The organism is Mesorhizobium caraganae, assembly GCF_016836705.1.
GTDB lineage: Bacteria > Pseudomonadota > Alphaproteobacteria > Rhizobiales > Rhizobiaceae > Mesorhizobium > Mesorhizobium caraganae.
Genome location: NZ_JAFCGY010000001.1, coordinates 721,842 through 742,435 on the forward strand (window position 1 = coordinate 721,842; position 20,594 = coordinate 742,435).

Annotated in this window: 24 protein-coding genes; 7 read left to right on the forward strand and 17 right to left on the reverse strand. The window is 63.3% G+C overall.

Annotation, left to right across the window (positions count from 1 at the left end; genetic code table 11):
- The first annotated feature begins 95 nt into the window (after positions 1-95).
- Positions 96-1,154, forward strand: coding sequence for a D-alanine--D-alanine ligase family protein (locus JQK88_RS03555; RefSeq protein ID WP_203277445.1), 1,059 nt, complete (start codon positions 96-98; stop codon positions 1,152-1,154).
- 98 nt (positions 1,155-1,252) lie between these two features.
- Here JQK88_RS03555 and JQK88_RS03560 read toward each other — a convergent pair whose 3' ends face one another.
- From JQK88_RS03560 to JQK88_RS03620, 14 genes are all read right to left on the reverse strand, one after another.
- Complete coding sequence (locus JQK88_RS03560) at positions 1,253-1,540, reverse strand: DUF1330 domain-containing protein (RefSeq protein ID WP_203277446.1); 288 nt, start codon at positions 1,538-1,540, stop codon at positions 1,253-1,255.
- A 25-nt stretch (positions 1,541-1,565) separates the two neighbouring features.
- Positions 1,566-2,279, reverse strand: a complete 714-nt coding sequence (gene pyrF, locus JQK88_RS03565; protein ID WP_203277447.1) for an orotidine-5'-phosphate decarboxylase — start codon at positions 2,277-2,279, stop codon at positions 1,566-1,568.
- Positions 2,276-2,872 (reverse strand): NADPH-dependent FMN reductase, encoded by a 597-nt coding sequence (locus JQK88_RS03570; protein ID WP_192257059.1) that lies wholly within the window; start codon positions 2,870-2,872, stop codon positions 2,276-2,278. The genes pyrF and JQK88_RS03570 overlap by 4 nt, the downstream gene beginning before the upstream one ends.
- Before the next feature lie 46 nt (positions 2,873-2,918).
- Complete coding sequence (gene pmtA / locus JQK88_RS03575; protein ID WP_203277448.1) at positions 2,919-3,524, reverse strand: phospholipid N-methyltransferase PmtA; 606 nt, start codon at positions 3,522-3,524, stop codon at positions 2,919-2,921.
- Positions 3,525-3,686: 162 nt separating this feature from the next.
- Positions 3,687-4,817, reverse strand: a complete 1,131-nt coding sequence (gene dnaJ, locus JQK88_RS03580) for a molecular chaperone DnaJ (protein ID WP_192257055.1) — start codon at positions 4,815-4,817, stop codon at positions 3,687-3,689.
- Between the two features lie 221 nt (positions 4,818-5,038).
- Positions 5,039-6,955, reverse strand: coding sequence for a molecular chaperone DnaK (dnaK, locus tag JQK88_RS03585; RefSeq protein ID WP_192257053.1), 1,917 nt, complete (start codon positions 6,953-6,955; stop codon positions 5,039-5,041).
- Between the two features lie 85 nt (positions 6,956-7,040).
- Complete coding sequence (locus JQK88_RS03590) at positions 7,041-7,424, reverse strand: AMP-binding protein (protein ID WP_203277449.1); 384 nt, start codon at positions 7,422-7,424, stop codon at positions 7,041-7,043.
- The gene (locus JQK88_RS03595; RefSeq protein ID WP_246749726.1) at positions 7,425-8,222 is read right to left on the reverse strand and encodes a thioesterase domain-containing protein; all 798 of its coding nucleotides are present in this window, start codon (positions 8,220-8,222) and stop codon (positions 7,425-7,427) included.
- Positions 8,223-8,227: 5 nt separating this feature from the next.
- Positions 8,228-8,476, reverse strand: a complete 249-nt coding sequence (locus JQK88_RS35945) for a phosphopantetheine-binding protein (protein WP_246749727.1) — start codon at positions 8,474-8,476, stop codon at positions 8,228-8,230.
- 102 nt (positions 8,477-8,578) lie between these two features.
- Positions 8,579-9,394 carry an inositol monophosphatase family protein gene (locus JQK88_RS03600; RefSeq protein WP_203277451.1) on the reverse strand — a complete coding sequence of 272 codons (816 nt, stop codon included), beginning with the start codon at positions 9,392-9,394 and terminating at the stop codon, positions 8,579-8,581.
- Between the two features lie 73 nt (positions 9,395-9,467).
- Positions 9,468-10,466 carry an LLM class flavin-dependent oxidoreductase gene (locus JQK88_RS03605; RefSeq protein WP_203277452.1) on the reverse strand — a complete coding sequence of 333 codons (999 nt, stop codon included), beginning with the start codon at positions 10,464-10,466 and terminating at the stop codon, positions 9,468-9,470.
- A 5-nt stretch (positions 10,467-10,471) separates the two neighbouring features.
- Entirely contained in the window at positions 10,472-11,299 is an 828-nt protein-coding gene (locus JQK88_RS03610) for an arylamine N-acetyltransferase family protein (RefSeq protein WP_203277454.1), read from the reverse strand.
- An 80-nt stretch (positions 11,300-11,379) separates the two neighbouring features.
- Positions 11,380-12,552, reverse strand: a complete 1,173-nt coding sequence (locus tag JQK88_RS03615; protein ID WP_192257038.1) for an AI-2E family transporter — start codon at positions 12,550-12,552, stop codon at positions 11,380-11,382.
- Positions 12,553-12,664: 112 nt separating this feature from the next.
- Positions 12,665-13,726: an LLM class flavin-dependent oxidoreductase gene (locus tag JQK88_RS03620; protein WP_192257036.1), complete on the reverse strand. Its 1,062-nt coding sequence runs from the start codon at positions 13,724-13,726 to the stop codon at positions 12,665-12,667.
- Positions 13,727-13,969: 243 nt separating this feature from the next.
- Here JQK88_RS03620 and JQK88_RS03625 point away from each other — a divergent pair, with 243 nt between their 5' ends.
- Positions 13,970-14,398 carry a DUF6481 family protein gene (locus JQK88_RS03625; RefSeq protein ID WP_112559037.1) on the forward strand — a complete coding sequence of 143 codons (429 nt, stop codon included), beginning with the start codon at positions 13,970-13,972 and terminating at the stop codon, positions 14,396-14,398.
- Between the two features lie 209 nt (positions 14,399-14,607).
- Here the strand turns inward: JQK88_RS03625 and sugE are convergent, their stop codons facing one another.
- Together sugE and JQK88_RS36885 are read right to left on the reverse strand one after the other, a co-directional pair.
- A complete protein-coding gene (gene sugE / locus JQK88_RS03630) occupies positions 14,608-14,922 on the reverse strand; it encodes a quaternary ammonium compound efflux SMR transporter SugE (RefSeq protein ID WP_192257034.1) in 315 nt (104 codons plus the stop codon).
- A gap of 196 nt (positions 14,923-15,118) precedes the next feature.
- Positions 15,119-15,244 (reverse strand): hypothetical protein, encoded by a 126-nt coding sequence (locus JQK88_RS36885; RefSeq protein WP_112559036.1) that lies wholly within the window; start codon positions 15,242-15,244, stop codon positions 15,119-15,121.
- A 210-nt stretch (positions 15,245-15,454) separates the two neighbouring features.
- On the opposite strand from JQK88_RS36885, the gene JQK88_RS03635 reads away from it, so the two are divergent.
- The 4 genes from JQK88_RS03635 (at position 15,455) to JQK88_RS03650 (ending at position 18,705) form a co-directional block, all read left to right on the forward strand.
- Positions 15,455-16,264, forward strand: a complete 810-nt coding sequence (locus tag JQK88_RS03635) for a transglutaminase-like domain-containing protein (protein WP_192257030.1) — start codon at positions 15,455-15,457, stop codon at positions 16,262-16,264.
- A gap of 118 nt (positions 16,265-16,382) precedes the next feature.
- Positions 16,383-17,336 carry a cation diffusion facilitator family transporter gene (locus JQK88_RS03640; RefSeq protein ID WP_192257028.1) on the forward strand — a complete coding sequence of 318 codons (954 nt, stop codon included), beginning with the start codon at positions 16,383-16,385 and terminating at the stop codon, positions 17,334-17,336.
- Positions 17,337-17,413: 77 nt separating this feature from the next.
- Positions 17,414-17,818: a GFA family protein gene (locus JQK88_RS03645; RefSeq protein ID WP_192257026.1), complete on the forward strand. Its 405-nt coding sequence runs from the start codon at positions 17,414-17,416 to the stop codon at positions 17,816-17,818.
- Between the two features lie 80 nt (positions 17,819-17,898).
- Positions 17,899-18,705, forward strand: coding sequence for a class I SAM-dependent methyltransferase (locus JQK88_RS03650; RefSeq protein ID WP_203277456.1), 807 nt, complete (start codon positions 17,899-17,901; stop codon positions 18,703-18,705).
- On the opposite strand, the gene JQK88_RS03655 is transcribed toward JQK88_RS03650, so the two are convergent.
- Complete coding sequence (locus tag JQK88_RS03655) at positions 18,702-19,955, reverse strand: DNA recombination protein RmuC (protein WP_192257022.1); 1,254 nt, start codon at positions 19,953-19,955, stop codon at positions 18,702-18,704. The genes JQK88_RS03650 and JQK88_RS03655 overlap by 4 nt on opposite strands.
- A gap of 103 nt (positions 19,956-20,058) precedes the next feature.
- On the opposite strand from JQK88_RS03655, the gene def reads away from it, so the two are divergent.
- Complete coding sequence (gene def / locus JQK88_RS03660; RefSeq protein ID WP_192257020.1) at positions 20,059-20,589, forward strand: peptide deformylase; 531 nt, start codon at positions 20,059-20,061, stop codon at positions 20,587-20,589.
- Positions 20,590-20,594: the final 5 nt, after the last annotated feature.

The window sequence follows — 20,594 nt, forward strand, 5'->3', positions numbered from 1 at the left end:
TGTCACGCAACCGCCCGGCCCGGTCGGTTTCACGCAAGCCGATGGTGCTTGCCGTGCGATGGTAATAGCCTCTATCGCCGGGAGCCGACCATTCAATGCCGCAGAACCACCCGACCCTGATCCTCGTCCACGAGCCGGAAAAGGCCTGTTTCGATCGACTGGTTGCCGATGGCTTTCCTGCCGAGCGTGCCCTGGAAATCTCGTCCTATTTGGCGCAATCGACCGATCTTGCCCCCGAATTCGATGAACTTGCCGCCGCTTGCGAGCGACGAAGCCTCGCCTTCCTGCCGGTCGAACTCGACGATGCGGCAGCAACGCTGGCGAAAGCCGATCCTGAAACGACCTTGGTCTGGACGCTGACCGACGGCATCGCCTATTTCCGCGGTGCGGTGGCACCGGCGCTCGCCAGGCTGAGTGGGCTCAAAACCATTGGCGCCGACGATGCGCTGTTCGCGCTCTGCCAGGACAAGTTCCGTTCCGGCGCCGTGCTCGGCGCGCTCGGCCTGCCGGTGCCGCAGGCCGGCCTCGCCCGCGACGGCCGCTGGCTGACCGAGCCGCCGCCATCAGCCGCCGGCTGGTTCGTCAAGCCCAACAGGCTCGGCTCCAAGGTCGGCATCTGGCCGGATTCGCGCTGCCACGAGCTGCAGCACGCGCTGGAACTTAGCCGGCGTGTCTATGCCGCCTATCGCGACGATGTCGTCGTCCAGCCCTATGTCACCGGCCGCAATGTCCGCGCCAGCTTCCTCGGGCTTGAGCCGGAAACCGGCGCCGAAGCGCTCGGCATCGCCTTTGTCGATTCCGGCGGCGATTTCCAGACCATGGCCGACTCGATGGCGCTTTACGGCGACACCGGCGAGGCCGCCAAGGCAGCCGGGCTCTACAGCGAACCGGTGCTGGAGCCGGTCATCGACGCCCAGCCGGCCGCCGCGGCAACCATCCGTCGTATTACCGAGCGACTAATGAGCGGGCTTGGCCTGCGCGACGTGTTTTCCATCGACTTCAGGGTCGAGGCCGACGATCACGTCCACCTCATCGAGTTCGAGGTCTGCCCCGGTCTACCCTGCTTCGATTTCCGTGCCTATTGCCGAACACAGTGGGGCATGACACTGACCGATGCGATGGCCGCAACCGCCACTAACCGGTTCAAGCGCTAGAGCAATTCCAGGAAAAGTGTGAGCGGTTTTCCGTACGGAATTGCGTCAAAACAAGGAGATAGAGCGGTTCGCCGTTTCCCGTGAAACGGTGAAATGCTCTAGACCCCCTCCACCAGCACGATCTCGCCGTCGGCCACCTTCTGGCGGATGGCGACGGCGCGCTGGTATTCCGGCGAGTGATAGCAATCATGCGCCACGCTGAGCGATTCGAATTCGATGATGACGTTGCGGGCGCGGCCTTGGCCCTCGGCCTTTTCGTGCTCGCCGCCGCGCGCCAGGAATTTCGCGCCGAAGCGCTCGAAGGCGAGCTTCGACGCCGCGACATAATCCTTGTAGCCTTCAGCATCGCGCACATCGACGCGGGCGATCCAGTATCCCTTTGGCATTGTTCTTCTCCTGGTTCGAAAAATGTCAGGCGGCGCGCATCTCTTCCAGTATGGCCTCCGCCGCTGCACGCCTGTCGCTTGCAGCGACGATCGGGCGGCCCACAACAAGATGGCTGGAGCCGTTGCGGATTGCCTGGCCAGGCGTCACCACCCGCTTCTGGTCGCCGTGGTCGCTGCCCTTGGGCCGGATGCCGGGTGTCACCACCGCCAGGTCGGGGCCGACGATGCGGCGCACCGCTTCCGCCTCCTCGGCCGAGCAGACGACGCCACCCATGCCGGCATGCAGCGCCTGTTCGGCTCGCCTCAGCACCAGCGTGTGCGGATCGTATTCATAGCCGGCGTCGATCACGTCCTGCTCGTCCATCGAGGTCAGCACGCTGACCGCCAGCAGGCAGAGATCGCTGCCCTTGGCGGCTTCCACCGCGGCACGCATCGCCTTGGGATAGGCATGGATGGTAAGCATGGTCATGCCCATGCGCACGATGTTCTCGACACCTTTGGCCACGGTGTGGTCGATGTCGAGCAGCTTCATGTCGAGAAAGATCTTGGTGCCGCCGCTGGCCAGCTCCCTGGCGAAGTCTAGCCCGCCGGCGAAGGCCAGTTGATAGCCGATCTTGTAGAAGGAGACGACGCCATCGAGCTCGCGCACCGCATGTTCGGCTTCTTTCACCGTCGGCAAGTCGAGGCCGACAATCAGCCTGTCTCTCATGGTGTGTGCCTGCATGGCTCCGGCAATCATGCCCCGATCCGGGTCGACAGCATGCGCGAGGTTTCCATCAGCGTGCGGCATAGGTGCTCCATCGATTTGTTCAGTCTCTCATCCCTGAAATTGCCGTCGGCGTCGAAGGCACTGCCGCCATCGGCTACCGAGCATTCCGGCGTCACCACTTCCATCCGGCAGCGCACCAGCACGGCGCGCAGATGGTTGATGCAGCGTATCCCTGCGAAATGTCCGTTGGAAGACGAGCACAGCCCGGCGACCTTGCCGGCAAACGGCCTGAACGTGCGGCCACTATCCGTGCGCACCCGGCTTACCCAGTCGATCGTGTTCTTGAGCAGCGGCGGGATCGAGCCGTTATATTCCGGCGTCGCGATCAGCAGTCCGTCATGGGCGGCGATCAGACGGCCAAGCTTCACGGCATTGTCGGGAACGCCTTTTTCCTTTTCGAGATCTTCGTCCAGGATCGGCAGCGTATAGTCAGCCAGCGAAATGCGCGTCACCTCGGCGCCCTGCATGGCCAGCTCCTTCTGCGCCACATCGGCGGTCCTGCCGCTGAAGGCGCCGCTGCGCACCGAGCCGGCAAAGACGAGGATTTTCGGAATCACTGCCATTGGCCAACCTTGTACCCGGGACAGGTACAGCCAAGGATCACTCGAATCAATGCGCCTCGCGGCGGTAGATCCACAGCTGCGTCGGCGGGATGTTGCGGAAGATGAAATCAAAATGCTTGACCGTGTAGTCGCCGCGGCCGGGCGGGATCGGCGACAGCGGCCCGTAGGTCAGCTGTACGATCGGCCGCCCCACCGGGATGCGGTCGAGCAGGCTTTCGATATAGGCGATTCGCTGTGCGACCGGGAAGTTGAGCAGCGGCACGCCGGAGACGACGGAATCGAAGACCACGTCTCGCTTGTCGCCGAGCGTCGCATTGAGATTGAAGGCGTCGCCCTCGATGACGTTGACACCGGGATAGAGCTGGCGCAGGTGGCGCACGAAATCGGTGTTGTATTCGACCGCATAGAGATTTTCGGGCTTCACGCCCTGGGCGAGGATGGCGCGGGTGATGACGCCCGTGCCCGGGCCGACCTCAAGCACCGGCAGGCCGGACTTCGGATTGACGATCGAAGCCATCTTGCGGGCGGTGATGGAGCTTGTCGGCACGATCGAGCCGACGGTCTTCGGCTTGTCGATCCAGCCTTTGAAGAATTTGAGTTCGTCGTCGAACTTTTCCGCCAGCGCCTTCCGCAATCCCGGACCACGTGCCATGCAAGTTCTCCTCAACCACCCCCCTGCACGCTACTTAGCAGCTAACAGGTCCAAGGCAAGGCACGATCTGGCATAAGATGTTGATGACGTTCGGGAAGCGCTAACGCAAGTCGCCCAAAAGTGTGAAGCGGTTTGGGACAACGACTTGCGTCAGGAAAAATGTCAGCGCTCGCTGAAGGATTCGAAAAAGTCCTTCATGCGGGCGAAGAAACCGCTCGACTGGGGCGAGTTTTCCTTTGACGACAGCTGTTCGAACTCCTCCAGCAGCTCCCGCTGGCGCCGCGACAGGTTCTGCGGCGTCTCGACCGCGGTCTGGATGTAGAGGTCGCCGACATTGGGCTGGCGCAGCACCGGCATGCCCTTGCCCTTGAGACGGAACTGGCGGCCGTTCTGGGTGCCTTCGGGCACTTTCACCTTGGTCTGGCTGCCGTCCAGCGTCGTCACCTCGAACGAGCCGCCGAGCGCTGCCGTCATCATCGAGATCGGCACCTTGCAGTAAAGGTCGGCGCCGTCGCGCTGGAAGAATTCGTGCGGCTTCACCGCCAGGAAAATATAGAGGTCGCCCGAGGGGCCGCCGCGCAGGCCGGCTTCGCCCTCATTGGCAAGCCGGATGCGGGTGCCGTCCTCGATGCCGGCCGGAATGTTGACCGACAGCGAGCGTTCCTCGGTGACACGGCCCTGGCCGGCGCATTTCGGGCACGGGTCCTTGATCGTCTGGCCGCGGCCCTGGCATTGCGGGCAGGTGCGCTCGATCGAAAAGAAACCCTGCGTGGCGCGGACCTTGCCGTGACCATGGCACATCGAGCACGTCACCGGCTGGGTACCGGGCTTGGCGCCGGTCCCGGAACATTCCGTGCATGAGATCGAGGCCGGCACGCGGATCTGCGCGGTCTTGCCGGCAAACGCCTCTTCCAGCGTGATTTCCATATTGTAGCGCAGATCGGCGCCGCGCTCGCGGCCGCCGGAAGAGCGGCGCTGGCGCCCGCCCATCATGTCGCCGAAAATATCCTCGAAAATGTCGGCGAAGCCGCCGGCGCCAAAACCTTGCGCGCTGCCATTCATACCGCCTTGCTCGAAGGCGGCGTGACCGAAACGATCATAGGCCGCGCGCTTCTGCGGGTCCTTCAGCGTCTCGTAGGCTTCGTTGATTTCCTTGAATTTGTGCTCGCAGGAATGATCGCCGGGGTTGCGATCGGGATGGAACTGCATGGCGAGCTTGCGGAAAGCGCTCTTGAGCTCCTTGTCGTCCGCGCCCTTTTGTACGCCCAGCGTTTCGTAGAAATCAGCTTTCATCTTTTCCCGCAGTCCGGATGCTCAACGTCTTGATGCATGTCGCGTCGTTTGCCGGCACGTTGTCTCGATTTAGGAGCGGTGCTGCCCGGATGCTAGGGCCGGCGCGGACTTGTCCGTGTTTTTCGGTGACTTTTTCGGCAGGACCCACACTTTTTTCAGCGAGGGTTGCAAAAAAGCCCGGCCTGCGCCGGGCTTTCGGCACTATCTTGCCGTCAGGCCGTTCAGGCCGACTTTTTCTTGTCGTCGTCTTCGTCGATTTCTTCGAAATCGGCGTCGACCACGTCGCTATCCTTGGCGGCGTCCGCCTTGGCGTCGGCTTCCGCCGCTTCCTTCTGCGAGGCCTCGTACATCGCCTGGCCAAGCTTCATCGAAGCTTCGGCAAGGATCTGCGACTTGGCCTCGATATCGGCAGCGTCGTCGCCCTCGGCCGCGGTCTTCAGCGCCGCGATCGCATCCGATATCGCCGTGCGCTCGGTTTCCGAAACCTTGTCGCCATATTCCTTCAGCGACTTCTCGGACGAATGCACCAGCGCCTCGGCCTGGTTGCGGGCCTCGACCAGCGCACGCCGCTGCTTGTCGGTCTCGGCATTGGCTTCGGCATCCTTGACCATCTTTTCGATGTCGGCGTCCGAAAGACCACCCGAGGCCTGGATGCGGATCTGGTGCTCCTTGCCGGTGCCCTTGTCCTTGGCCGAAACATTGACGATGCCGTTGGCGTCGATGTCGAAAGTGACCTCGATCTGCGGCACGCCGCGCGGCGCCGGCGGGATGCCGACCAGGTCGAACTGGCCGAGCGCCTTGTTGTCGGCGGCCATTTCACGCTCGCCCTGGAAGACCCTGATGGTCACGGCCGACTGCGAATCCTCGGCGGTCGAGAACACCTGGCTCTTCTTGGTCGGGATCGTCGTGTTGCGTTCGATCAGGCGGGTGAACACGCCACCCAACGTCTCGATGCCGAGCGACAGCGGGGTCACGTCGAGCAGCAGCACGTCCTTGACGTCGCCCTGCAGCACGCCGGCCTGGATGGCGGCGCCGAGTGCGACGACCTCATCCGGGTTGACGCCCTTGTGCGGCTCCTTGCCGAAGAACTGCTTCACGATCTCCTGGATCTTGGGCATGCGGGTCATGCCGCCGACCAGGACCACTTCGTCGATTTCGCCGGCCTTCAGGCCGGCATCCTTGAGCGCCGCCTTGCACGGCTCGATCGTGCGCTGGACGAGGTCGTCGACCAGCTGCTCGAACTTGGCGCGGGTCAGCTTCAGCGTCAGGTGCTTCGGGCCGGTTGCGTCGGCGGTGATGAAGGGCAGGTTGATTTCGGTCTGCGTGGTCGACGACAGCTCGATCTTGGCCTTTTCAGCCGCCTCCTTGAGGCGCTGCAGGGCAAGCTTGTCGTTCTTCAGGTCGATGCCCTGTTCCTTCTTGAACTCGGCCGCCAGATATTCGACGAGACGCATGTCGAAATCCTCGCCGCCGAGGAAGGTGTCGCCATTGGTCGACTTCACCTCGAACACGCCGTCGCCGATCTCGAGCACCGAAATGTCGAACGTACCGCCGCCAAGGTCATAGACGGCAATGGTCTTGCCATCCTTCTTGTCGAGGCCGTAGGCGAGCGCGGCTGCCGTCGGCTCGTTGATGATGCGCAGCACTTCCAGGCCGGCGATCTTGCCGGCGTCCTTGGTGGCCTGGCGCTGGGCGTCGTTGAAATAGGCCGGAACGGTGATGACCGCCTTCTCGACCTTCTCGCCGAGATAGGCTTCCGCCGTTTCCTTCATCTTCTGCAGGATCATGGCCGAGATCTGCGAGGGCGACTGCTTCTTGCCGCCGGCTTCGACCCAGGCATCGCCATTGTCGCCCTTGACGATCTTGTAGGGGACAAGCTTCTTGTCCTTCTCCGTCACCGGATCGTCATAGCGGCGGCCGATCAGGCGCTTGACCGCGAAGATGGTGTTTTCAGGATTGGTGACCGCCTGGCGCTTGGCCGGCTGGCCGACGAGACGTTCGCCGTCGCCCGAGATGGCGACGATGGAAGGCGTCGTGCGCGCGCCTTCCGCATTCTCGATTACCTTGGGTTCCTTGCCATCCATGATGGCGATGCAGGAGTTGGTGGTGCCGAGATCGATACCGATTACTTTTGCCATTTTTCTAGTCTCTCCGCTAAGCAGGCTCTCAGGACCCGTAAGGCGTTCCGACGAAAGCCCCTGTTCACAAGAAATTCCGCCCCGGCTACCGGCATTCCGGCGCTGGGCGGCTTGGCGCGTATATAAGAACAGGCGGCATCGGGCGCAAGCATTCTGCGCAGGGCGTCCACATGCGGCGCTTACCACGCCAGATCGGCCGCCCGGCGGTCCGGACGGGCTGGCACTGCCAAATCGAAACTGTTGCGCCGAGCTTCCAGCAGGCCAGGGTCGACAGCACGACGTCGATATTGCCGATCGTAGCCAGCCCGACGCGATCGCCGGAGCGAATACCGAGCGCGCTGAAATTGGCGGTGAGATGGTCGATCTGGATCAGCGCCTGCGCATAGGTGATCTGGTCGCGGCCGCTGACCATCGCCACGCGGTCGCCATGGCCGGCGAAGGCAGCCAGTACGTCGCGGCCAAAACCCATCTAGCGGACCGGCATTCCGGCCGGCGCGCGCCTGGCGTCGAGGAAGGCGATGATCGCAGCGTCGATCGCGTCCATGTTGGCGGCCCGGAACTTGTCATGGGTGCCCGGCATGACGACCGTTTCCACCCGCGTGTTCTCGCTCGCCCAGTCTTTGTACTGCTCGACCGTGGTGGCGCTCCATTCCGAGCTGGCGACGACCAGTATGTCGCAAGGGTAGGAAGACGGTGAAAAACCCGCGGCAGCGCGCACCAGCATGCTCTTGAAGGCCTTCTGCCTAGTGTGACGCCCAAGCCTAGACTGCCCAAGCCCGACCGCTGCCAGCGTGTCGCGCAGCAGCCGCCAGTAGACGACCTTGCGGGTGATTTGGCGCCGCCTTTGTGCGGTCATGCGGTTGTCCGCCATCGGCTTCAGCCAGGCCGAACCCAGCGGCGGCGGGTCGATCAGTAGCAAAGCCGGCCGCTCGCCGGTCGCCTCGAAGGTCAGTCTTCCGACCTCGATTGCCAGCAGCCCGCCAAGGCAGATGCCGCCGATGACGCGCGGGTGCTGGCCGGTGGCCGAGCTCAACCCGTCGAAATAATTGGCGCTGATCTCCTCGACGCTGTCATAGGGCGTCTCGCCGGGCTCAAGCCCCATGCCGCGCACGGCGATGATGGAATAGCGCTGCTTCAGCGCCTTGCCGAAACGGTTGGCGAACAGCGCCGAACCGGAAATGCCATGGATCATGGCGATCGGCTCCTGGCCGTGGCTACCGGAAACCTGCACCGCCAGCCGCCGCGCCGGGTGCTCGGGCAATTGCAACGCGATCAGTCTGCCGAATTCGCGCGGCGTCGGCGCTTCCGCAGCACCGAGGTCTGCAGCTTCACGCCGAACCGGCTCTGCACCGCAAGCACAAGAGTTTCGGCAGCCAGCGAATCGCCGCCGAGATCGAAGAAATTGTCGTCGAGGCCGACCGAGGCCAGCTGCAATTCTTGCGCAAAGATGCCGGCGATCGCCTGCGCCGGCCCGCTACCCAACGCGGTTCGGTCTGGCCGGATGGTGTTATGCATGTTCATCGGCAGGCCCTTGAACCGATGGAATCGCCGTTGCCGGCAATAGCGCATCCTCCTGAATGCCTGTCCGCTTTTAACCCACAGCCTATGCGTTGAACAAGTAGCCTAACCCTGCGCAATACCGGCAGGCGCCGCTCCGAAGGCCTGCGCGCACAGCGCCTGCAGCTTCGGGAACACATGCTTGCCGCCGGCAATCACCTGCGTTCCCTGGGCAAGCACCGTCTTCGGGTCCGGCTTCAGCACCATGCCGCCGGCCTCCTCCACCAGAAGCATGCCGGCCAGGCAGTCCCAGGCATTCATATGTTCCTCGACATAGCCGAGCAGCCGCCCGGACGCCGCATAGGCCAGCATCAGCGCGCCCGATGCGTTGCGGAAGAAGACGCCGCCTTCTGCCATGATCAGGCCGATCAGCACGGTGACATGCTTCGTCTCCGCGCGGTTCGACAGCCCGGTGCCGACCGATCCTTCGCTCAAGCTGGCGGTGCTGGCCTTGATCGGCCGGCCGTTGACGAAGGCACCGCCGCCGCGGCGGCCGTGAAAAGTCTCGCCGGTCGACGGCTCGTGGATGACGCCGACGACCGCCTCGCCGTCTTTGGCGCAGGCGATGACCACACACCAGGCCGGAATACCGCGCACGAAGTTGGCGGTGCCGTCGATCGGGTCGATGACCCAGACATGGCCCGTCGATCCCTCAACCGCGGCATGTTCCTCGCCGACAATGCCATCCCGCGGATAGGCGCCGGCGATCGCCGCGCGGATGAACAGTTCGACCTCGCGGTCGCCATCGGAAACCAGGTCCTGATGGCCCTTGCTCTCGACGGTCAGGTTTTCGAGGTCGCGGAAGTATTTCAGGCCGAGTTCGCCGGCGCGTCGCGCCAGATCGATGGCGAAATGCAGGCGCTGGTCGAGGTCATGGGTCACGGCAAGGCTCCTGGCTGAGGAAGGCGTCTGCCCTTAGCAGACGAGCCTCTCCTGCAAAAGCTTCACTGGCGACTCACGCGGCTTGCGACAGCGATTTGTGCGCCTCGGCCAGGATTTCGAACGAACGCACGCGCGCCGCATGGTCGAAAATCTGCGCCGTCACCATCAGCTCGTCGGCGCCGGTGCGGCGCACGAAGGCGTCGATGCCTTGCCGGACGGTTTCGGGCGATCCGACGACGGCGCAGGACAGCGCCTGGCCGAGCATGGTTTTGGCCATCGGCTCCAGCGTCTGGTCATAACCCTCGACCGGCGGCGGCAGGCGGCCCGGCCGTCCGGTGCGCAAATTGACGAAGGCCTGCTGCAGCGAGGTGAACAGCAGTTTTGCCTCTGCATCGGTCGGTGCGGCGAAGACGTTGAGGCCGAGCATGGCATAGGGCTTGTCCAGCTGTTCGGACGGCTGGAAGCGCGAGCGGTACATGTCCAGCGCATGGTCGAGCTCGGCCGGCGCGAAATGCGAAGCGAAGGCATAGGGCAGGCCAAGCATGGCGGCGAGCTGCGCGCCGTAGAGGCTTGAGCCGAGAATCCAGACCGGCACCTTCTGGCCCTCGCCGGGCACGGCGTGGATGCGTTGGCCCTCTTCGGCCGGCTGGAAATAGCCCATCAGCTCGACGACATCCTGGGGAAAATTGTCTGACGCCTCGAGGTTGCGGCGCAGCGCACGCGCCGTGCCCATGTCGGTGCCGGGCGCGCGGCCGAGGCCGAGGTCGATGCGGCCGGGGTGCAGTGCCGCCAGCGTGCCGAACTGCTCGGCAATCACCAGCGGCGCATGGTTGGGCAGCATGATGCCACCGGCGCCGACGCGGATCGTCTTGGTGCCGCCGGCGACATGGGCGATGACGACCGCGGTCGCCGCACTGGCGATGCCGGGCATGTTGTGGTGTTCGGCCAGCCAGTAGCGCTTGTAGCCGAGCCGCTCGGCATGGCGCGCGAGGTCGAGCGAATTGGCCAGCGACTGCGAGGCGTTGCTGCCTTCGACGATCGGCGACAGGTCAAGAACGGAAAGAGCGGTCATGGGCCTCAAGCCTTTACAATGTTCAGCTGCCGGGCCTTGGTTTCAAAGGCGGCGCGGTCGGGGATGATGATGTCGAGCTGGCTTTCCAGAATGTCGGCGAATTCCGCCGCTGTCGCGATCTCGCGCTGCTCGCTGCGGCCGCCGACATGATGCGTCGACAGCCTGGCGTTGCGCAGTGCGTAGCGCCGGTCGGGTAAGGCACGCGCCGCAACGACGGAGGACAGGAAATGCGAGGTCGGATGGGTCGAGACGAAGTAATTGGCGACCGCATAATCGATCTCATAGGCCGATTGCATGTCGAAGCGGTAGAGTGTCTGCCAGTCGCCGCCGACATTGGCTTGTACCCGAGAATGATCTGACGACTCGATGATGCGGAATGTTTCGTGCGGGGTCTGTTGTTCGAGACCCGACTCGAACAACAGCGGCGCGGTCATCGTCAGGCCGCCAAAGCCGACATCGGCAATGTAGGTCCTGCCGTCGAGCTCGATCCGCAACAGCATGTGGCTGCGCGCGGTGATGGCGTCCTCCGGCAGACCCCTCAGAACCCGCGCCGCGAGGCCGCTGACCTCGAAGCCCAGCGCCTTCAGCGCATGCATGAGGATCAAATTGTGTTCGAAGCAGTAGCCGCCGCGGCGGCGCGCGAAAATCTTGTCCTGCAGCGAAGCGAGATCGAGCTTCACCGCGATGCCCAGCAACGGATCCATGTTCTCGAAGGGGATCGCTTGCGGGTGCTGCCGGTGCAGCGCCTTTAGCGTGTCGAGCGACGCATCGATCGAACCGCGATAACTGATCCGGGCGAAATAGGCGTCGAGGTCGAAGGAAGCGTCGGTCATGGAAGGGTCCGGCTTGACCGGCTCGATATAGGCACTCGGTCCGAAGACGACAAACACGAGGCGGCAAGCAGTACCGGCCTCTATGCCTTGGCCTCGCCATTCTCCTCGGCCGCTTCGTCCTCCACCACGACCGCCGTCTGCTGTGCGGCGAGGAAATTGCCGACATGGCTGAGGCCTTCGAAATGGTCGCAGAACACCTTGATGACGACCAGCAGCGGCACGGCCATCAGCGCGCCGACAAAGCCCCACAGCCAGGACCAGAAGGCGATGGCGATGAAGATCGCCACGGCGTTGATCTCGAGGCGTCGGCCGACCACCATCGGCGTCACAAATTGGCCCTCGATGATGTCGCACAAAAGCACGAAGGCCGGCGCCAGCAGCGCGTAGGAGATGGTGTCGAAGCTGATCAGCGCCATCACCGAGACAAGCACGATGGTCAACAGTGCGCCGACATAGGGCAGGAAGTTGAGCAGAGCGGCAGCGACGCCCCAGACCAGCGGATTGGGCATGCCGAGCGCCCACAGGCCAAGGCCGATGACGGCGCCGAGACCGGCATTTATGATGGTGACGGTGAGCAGATAGTGCGAGATTTCGCGCTCGACGTCATAGACGACGCGCAGCGCCCGCTTCTTTTCGCTGAGGTTGGCGAAGGACTGGATGATCTTTTCGTAGAACATCGTGCCTGACGCCAGCAGGAACAGCGACAGCACGAAGATGATGGTGAGGCTTGTACCTGCCGCCAGGACATTGCTGGCAGCCGCCGACAGGATACCGGACTGCGCCACCGCCACTTTCTGGACGCCCGGCTCCTGCGAGGTCTCGGTCATCTGTTCGATCTGATGCGAGATCTGCATGATCCTCTCGAGCGGGCGCCGCAATTGCGCCAGCCGCTCCGTCAGTTGCTGGCCGATCGACGAGGTATTGTTGAGGAGGTCGATGACCGGACCGCTGAGCAGGTAGCCTGCGATGGCAACGAGGCACACCGACAGCACGACAAGCAACGTCGCCGACACCAGTTCGGGAATTCCGCGCTTGCGCAGGAAGCGCACGATCGGCGTCAGCGTCAGCGTGAGCAGGAAGGCGAGGATGACCGGCATAAAGAAGGCGCGGGCGAAATAGAGCGCGTAGATTGCCATCAGGATGAAAATGCCGATGAGCAGCGAACGCATCAGATGCGTGTCCGCGCGCGCGACGACGCGAGCCTCTTCGGCCTCGGCAAGGACTGCGCCCAAAGCGGCGGGTTCGGCTTTCATCGTTTTCCCCCGGCAGCGCACCGCAATTGGTGCATTCCGCTGACGGAAACGCCTCTGCCGCCTCTAGGTTCCGTTAGCCGGCAAGACCAACAATCCAGACCATGTCGTCGAATTACGCGGCGGGCGCTGCCACGGCCGGCGCCGACTTCGCCGTTTCCTTGCGCACGATCGGCGCCACCTTGGTGCCGTAGAGTTCGATCGCATTCATGATCTTGGCGTGCGGCATGGTGCCGATCGCCATCTGCAGCAGGAAGCGATCGTTGTTGAAGATATTGTGCTGCGCGACGATCTTTTCCGCCACCTGTTCGGGATTGCCGACGAACAGCGCGCCATTGGGACCCCGCGACTGATCGAAATGCGCTCGCGACGTCGGCCCCCAGCCGCGCTCGCGGCCGATGCGGTTCATCACTTCGGCCTGCGGCCCGTAGAAATCGTCGGCCGCCTGTTCCGTGGTCTCGGCGATAAAGCCGTGCACATTGATGCTGGTGGCTAGCCCCGTGGGGTCGGTGCCGGCCCGCTTGGCCGCCTCGCGATAAATGTCGAACAGCGGCGCAAAGCGCGCCGGCTCGCCGCCGATGATGGCCAGCGCCAGCGGCAGGCCGAGCACGCCGGCGCGGGCGGCCGATTGCGGCGTTCCGCCAATGGCGATCCAGATCGGCAATTTGTCCTGCAACGGGCGCGGATAGACGCCGCGGTCGTTGATCGGCGCACGCAGATTGCCCGACCAGGTGACTTTCACGCTGTCGCGTATCGCCAGCAGCAAATCGAGCTTTTCGGCGAACAGTTCGTCATAGTCTTCGAGATTGTAGCCGAACAGCGGGAAGGATTCGATGAACGAACCGCGCCCGGCCATGATCTCGGCTCGGCCGCCCGACAGAAGGTCGAGCGTCGCGAACTGCTGGAAGACGCGCACCGGATCGTCGGAGGAGAGCACGGTGACTGCGCTGGTCAGCTTGATACGCTTGGTGCGTTCGGCGGCGGCGGCAAGCGCCACCACCGGTGCTGAAGCGGCATAGTCGGGGCGGTGATGTTCGCCCAAACCGAAGACGTCGAGGCCGACCTGGTCGGCCAGCTCGATCTCTTCGATCAGGTTGCGCAGCCGCTCGTGCGGGCCGATCGCGCCGGGGCCGGGCTCGGGACTGACGTCAGCAAAAGTGTAGAGACCGAGTTCCATGATCTGTCATCCAATGGTTGGGTTTTGCGGCTAGAGGTAGCGACCGAGCCGCCTTGCCGCCAGAGGGGAGGATGGTGAACAGTGCATGTCGGTTTCAGCCAGCTTCTGTCGGCTTTGGTCGGCAAAAGCGCGTCTCCTGGCTGCAACAGCGTAGAATTTCATGGCTGGCATTCCGTTTTGGCGCTTGAACTCTCGGTTTTCGCGCGTATGTAAGCGTCGCGAATTGACTTCAGGGAAGTGGACTTGGCTATCTACAGGGAAAAAGACATTTTCGAGCGGCGCAATGCCGCGAACGAGGCAAAGAAGGCGCTTCTGGAGCGCTTCAAGTCAAAGCCGGCGGCAGATGATCCTGCGGTGCTGGCAAGACAGGCCGAACGCAAGGCGATCCTCGAGGCGCGTGAAAAGCGCGAGGCCGAAAAGGCAAGGCTGAAGCAGGAAAAGCTGGCACGCGAGGCGGTCGAGAAGGCCGAGCGCGAGGCAGCAGCCGAAGCGGCGCGTATTGCCGCCGAAGAGGCAGCGCAGGCTGAAGCGAAGATCAAGGAAGCCGAAGAAAACGAGCGCATCGCCCGTTTGCTGGCCGACGAAGCCGAACGCAAGGCCAAGCGCGACGCACGCTATGCGGCGCGCAAGCAGCGCACCGGCCGGACGCCTCCGGGCTTCTCCGCCCGCTAACGCTTCGATCGAAACGATCGGACATCAGGGTCGCCTTCCAGCGGCCCTGAACGTATTTGTGCGCCGATTTCCTCGGTTGCTTTGGCTTAAAGCAATTCCAGGAAAAGTGTGAAGCGGTTTTCCCGGGAAAAGCGCGCAGCGCTTCCCCTTGGGAATTGCGAAAGACAAAGATAGAGCAGATCGCCGTTTCCGTGAAACGGTGAACTGCTCTAGGCGGCGAGCTTCAGCCCCATAATGCCGCAGACGATGAGCGCGATGCAGCCGAGCCGGATCGCGGTTGTCGGCTCGCCCAGCAGCCAGATGCCGAGCAGCGCCGTGCCGACCGTGCCGATGCCGGTCCACACCGCATAGGCGGTGCCGACGGGCAGCGTCTTCAGCGCCAGACCGAGCAGCCCCAGGCTGACGATCATCGACGCGACGGTGAGCACCGTCGGCAGCGGCTTCGAGAAGCCGTCGGTGTATTTGAGGCCGATCGCCCAGCCGATCTCGAACAGGCCGGCGAAAAACAGAAAGACCCACGACATCGGGATGCACTCCATTCCATGAGGATGGCGGGTCGTCCCGGCCGGTTTTTTCGCGGAAGGCGCGAGGTCGTCCTCGCTGCTTCGATATAGGCGGCTTCGCCTGCCCGATCAACAAAACACCGGCAGCATTGCTCATGCCGCCGGTGTGAAAATCTACGCCGAAACGGGTGCCCGGATTCAACGACCCCGGGCGGGCCTACTTGTCCTTGAGCCTTATCGCCTTGACGGGTGGCGCCTTGAGCGCCGGAGCCGCGGCGGGCTTCTTGGCGTCCTTCTTCGGCTTGCGGGCTTCCTTGCCGGCCTTCATCGCACCTTTAGCCATGATTCGGTCCTCCAATTGCTAGGATGCCAAGTGAAACAAGAGAAACGCCGGACTGCAAGAGGCTAGCCGCTTGTAACCGCCAGCCGGATGCTTTCAACCGCTTTCTAATTTGCTCGTAAACCATGCCGGTCCGTGCCATGGTTGCCTTCGCACTGCAGCATCGGCCATGCCTTCGCCCGGCGATGATCAGGCAGTCCGGTCAGGTCGACAATGCGAATCCACATCGGCTGCGAGATGAGCTTCGACTTTCCGCAGGAAACGCCGCTGATCGCGATGCTCAACGTCCATTACTCCCGCGCATCCGATCTCGAGCGTCCGGATTTCCTGACCTCCAATCCGGCCGTGCCGATCCAGAGCTACCGCGATAGTTTCGGCAATTGGTGCAACCGCTTCATCGCGCCACCCGGACGCTTCACCTTCGGCACCGATTCGGTCATCCGCGATCCCGGCACCTTCGAGATGGGCGACCTGATGGCCTGGCAGCACGAGGTGCGCGACCTGCCGTCGGACACGCTCTTGTTCCTGTTGCCCAGCCGCTTCTGCGAAAGTGATCTTTTGGCCAATGACGCATGGCGGCTGTTCGGCAACACACCGCTCGGCGTCCCACGCGTCCAGGCGGTCTGCGACTTCGTCCACAACCACATCGTCTTCAGCTACGGCAATGCGCGGCCGACGCGCACCGCGGCCGAAGCCTATCGCGAGCAAAGCGGCGTCTGCCGCGACTTTGCCCATCTCGCTGTCGCCTTCTGCCGCGCGCTTAACATCCCGACGCGCTACTGCACCGGCTACATCAGCGACATCGGTCTGCCGAAGCCCTGGGCGAGCATGGATTTCGCCGCCTGGATGGAGGTCTATCTCGGCGGCCGCTGGCATGTCTTCGATCCGCGCAACAATTCGCCGCGCATCGGCCGCATCCTGATCGCCTCCGGCCGCGACGCCGCCGACGTGCCGCTGACCCACATTTTCGGCCCGGGCACGCTGGCCGGTTTCAAGGTCTGGACGGACGAGATCATCGAATAGCGGCGTCTTTTTCTCCAGCCAGCCTTCAAGGGCCTGAACGACCGGGCGATTGGCGCGTTGTGATGCCCGTGGAGCTTCGGTCGCAGGGCCGTTACATTGGGTGTCTTGGAGGGACAGCATGGCAGCGCATGGCGGGTCGAAGACGGTCATCTACGCGGCGCTTGCCGGCAATCTCGCCATTGCGCTGACCAAATTCGTCGCCGCCTTCTTCACCGGCAGCTCGGCCATGCTGTCGGAAGGCGTGCACTCGCTGGTCGATACCGGCAATGGCGGCCTGCTGCTCTACGGCATGCACCGCGCTGCCCGGCCGCCGGACCGCACACATCCGCTGGGCCATGGCCGCGAGCTGTATTTCTGGAGCTTTATCGTCGCCCTGCTCGTCTTTGCGCTCGGCGCCGGGGTGTCGTTCTACGAGGGGGTCATCCACATCATGGCGCCCGAGCCGATCGCCAATCCCAAAATCAATTACATCGTGCTCGGCCTCTCGATGCTGTTCGAGGGCAGCTCCTGGTATGTGGCGCTGAAGGAGTTCCGCCAGCAAAAGGGCAAGCAAGGCTGGCTGCAGGCCGTGCAATCGAGCAAGGATCCGAGTGTTTACACGATCCTGTTCGAGGACAGCGCCGCGCTCCTTGGCCTGGTCGTCGCCTTCGCCGGCATCCTGGCGGCGGAGGTCCTCGACATGCCCGAACTCGACGGCGTCGCCTCGATCGGCATCGCGGTCATCCTCGGCGCCACCGCCATCTTCCTCGCTCGGGAGAGCAAGGGCCTGCTCATCGGCGAGCCGGCATCGCCGGAGGTGCAGGCCAAGGTGCTGGCGATCGCCCAGCAGGATCCGGCGGTGCAACGGGCCAACGGCGTTCTCACCGTCCACCTCGGGCCACAACAGATCGTCGCCGGCCTCAGCATCGAGTTCGAGGATCATCTAACGGCGCCCGAGATCGAAGCCTGCGTCGAGCGCCTGGAGGCGCTCTTGAAGAAAGAGATGCCGGAGATCACCAGGCTGTTCGTCAAGCCGCAGACGACGGGAACCTGGGAACACCGGCGCAAGGCAGTCGAAGCGGCATCGGATTAGCACTGGACCAGAAGTCCGTCGTTGGCCCCATCGCCTGGTCCCGCTAAGATCAGTCGACGGATTTCGGAGGAGCAACTATGAAAATCGATGGTGGGTGCCATTGCGGCGCCATAACTTATGAAGCTGAGGTCGACCCGGAAAAGACCTCCATCTGTCATTGCACGGATTGCCAGCAACTGACCGGCACCGCCTTTCGTGTCACCGTTCCCGCGTCTGAGGATCACTACCGGATCACCAAGGGCACGCCGAAGGTCTACATCAAGACAGGATCGAGCGGCGCCAAGCGCGCCCAGGCCTTTTGCGCCGACTGCGGGTCGCACCTTTACGCGACGTCGGTTGGCGACGGCCCGAAGATCTATGGGATCAGGGCGGGGACCGCGCGGCAACGCGAGGATCTGGTTCCGACTCAGCAGAAATGGCACCGCTCGGCCCTGCACTGGCTTCCGGAATTCGAGGGCATAAGCATCGTGGAGGCGCAGTAGCACCTGCCTCCGGTTAAACGCGGCCAAAACCAGACGATGATGTGCTAGGGTCGCCATCAAACGGATGGCGAGGGATAGCAATGTCGGAAACGGACAAGGTGTTTGCCGGCTCGATTCCGGAAAACTACGACCGTTACATGGTGCCGTTGATTTTCGAGCCATTCGCCGCGGATATTGCACGACGGGCAGCGTCCCTGTCGCCCAGCGCCGTTTTGGAGATCGCCGCCGGTACCGGGGTTGTCACCCGCGCACTGGCGCCAAAACTGTCCCCTGATGCAAGTTATATCGTGACCGACCTCAACCAGCCGATGCTCGACTACGCCGCTTCGCGACAAGCGCCCGGCAGTCGCATCCAATGGCGCCAGGCTGATGCGATGGCGCTGCCGTTTGAAAATGCGGCCTTCGATCTCGTTTGTTGTCAATTCGGCGCGATGTTCTTTCCCGACCGCACCGCCGGCTATCGCGAAGCAAAGCGGGTTCTGAAGCCCGGGGGCCATTTCCTGTTCAACGTATGGGATCGCATCGAAGAGAATGTATTCGCCAATGATGTTACGAACGCCCTTGCGGAGGTTTTTCCGGACGATCCGCCGCGCTTTCTCGCCCGCACGCCGCACGGCTACCATGACACGGCGCTGATCCGCGGCGAACTGGAAGATGCAGGTTTCTCCCGTGTGGCGATCGAGACGAGAGCCGAACAAAGCCGTGCCTCCTCGCCTCGCCTTCCGGCCGTTGCTTATTGCCAGGGAACTCCGCTTCGCAACGAAATCGAGGCCAGAGGAAAACTGGGAACCGCTACCGATCATGTCGCAGCCGCAATTGCAGCCAGGCATGGCAACGGCGAGGTTGCGGCCAAAATCCAGGCACACATAATCGTCGCTACGGTCTAATCGTCGCCCTCGACGACACGGAGCCTGAGCTGGCCCGTCTTGGAATCCGCCATCCGCACCCCGGGTTCGGCCTTGGCGGGTTCGCCGCCGCGCACCTCAGCTTCGCTTTCGCCGAACTCCAGCGCCTCGATCTTCTGGCCGCGCCGGGTCACCTTCGATGTCGACACCAGTATCTCGTCAATATCCTTGGCCGACTGGCCAAAATGCGTCTGCAGCCGGCGCACGCGTTCGTCGACGCGCGCTACGTCTTCCATCAGTCGGATGACCTCGCCCTGGATCAGATGCGCCTGCTCGCGCATGCGAGCATCCTTGAGGATCGCCTGGATGACCTGGATCGACAGCATCAGCAGTGATGGCGAAACGATGATGACACGGGCGCGGTGCGCCTTCTGGATGACCGCGTCGAAATTCTCGTGGATTTCGGCGAACACCGATTCCGACGGCACGAACATGAAGGCGGTGTCCTGCGTCTCACCCTGGATCAAATATTTTTCCGAGATATCGCGGACATGGATTTCGATGTCGCGGCGGAAGGCCTGGGCCGCGACCTTCTGCAAGTCGGCGCCATCGGCAGCGCGGATGGCGTTCCAGGCTTCGAGCGGAAACTTGGCGTCGATGGCCAGCGACGGAGCGCCATTCGGCATCCGCACCAGGCAGTCGGGCCGGCTGCCGTTCGACAACGTCGCCTGGAATTCATAGGCGCCCATCGGCAGGCCGTCGGCGACGATCGCCTCCATGCGCGACTGGCCGAAGGCGCCGCGCGTCTGCTTGTTGGACAGGATCGCCTGTAGCTGCACGACCTGGCCGGCAAGTGATTGGATGTTGCCCTGCGCGGTATCGATGACCGCCAGGCGTTCCTGCAATTTCGCCAGGCTCTCATGCGTCGATTTGGTCTGCTCGGTCATGGTCTGGCCGAGGCGGCCGGTCATGGCGTCGAGGCGCTGGCCGATCGACTGGTTGAGTTCGGCCTGCCTGGCGCCGAACACATCGGCGATGGCGCCCATGCGGCCCTGCATCTCGGCCTGGCTTTGCAAAATGCCGGCCATCCGCGCCTCGGCGTCGCGGGCGTGTTCGGCCGCTTCCGCGGCGGCGATGGTGCGCGCCCTGGCCGACCGCCACAGGGCAACCACCAGCGCCAGGAACAGGCCGAGAAACACGATCGCGCCGAAGGCCAGAGCATGGCCGAGCGTGATCGTCGTGGCGCCAAGCTGGGCCACAGGTTCGGAAAGGATGGAGTTCAGGTCGTTCATGTCGCCAGCATAGCCGATTCGCCGGTCTGGCACAGATCAAAACGTGAACGGGCGCAAACCGCCCCGGTTGACGCTTTTCGCATGACGTCTTAGGTGAGACGCCATGTCGATCAAGCCGCTCATCATCCTTCCCGATCCCATCCTGCGCCAGGTTTCCAAACCTGTCGAACGCGTCGATGCGCCTTTGCGCAAACTGGCCGACGACATGCTGGAGACCATGTATGACGCGCCGGGCATCGGCCTGGCTGCAATCCAGATCGGCGAACCGCTGCGCATGCTGGTCATCGACCTTGCCAAGGAAGACGAGACGCCGGCGCCGCATGTCTTCATCAATCCCGAAATCCTCGCAAGCGCCGACGCCCGCTCGGTCTACGAGGAAGGCTGCCTGTCGATCCCGGACTATTATGCCGAGGTCGAACGGCCGGCTTCGGTGCGGGTGAAATATCTCGACCGCGACGGCAAGCTGCAGGAGATCGAGGCCGAAGGCCTGATGGCGACCTGCCTGCAGCACGAGATCGACCACCTCAACGGCGTGCTGTTCATCGACCACATCTCGAAACTGAAGCGCGACATGGTGGTCAAGAAGTTCAAGAAGCTCGCCAAGGACAAGGCGCCGGGCAAGCTGGTGGGATAGGAAAA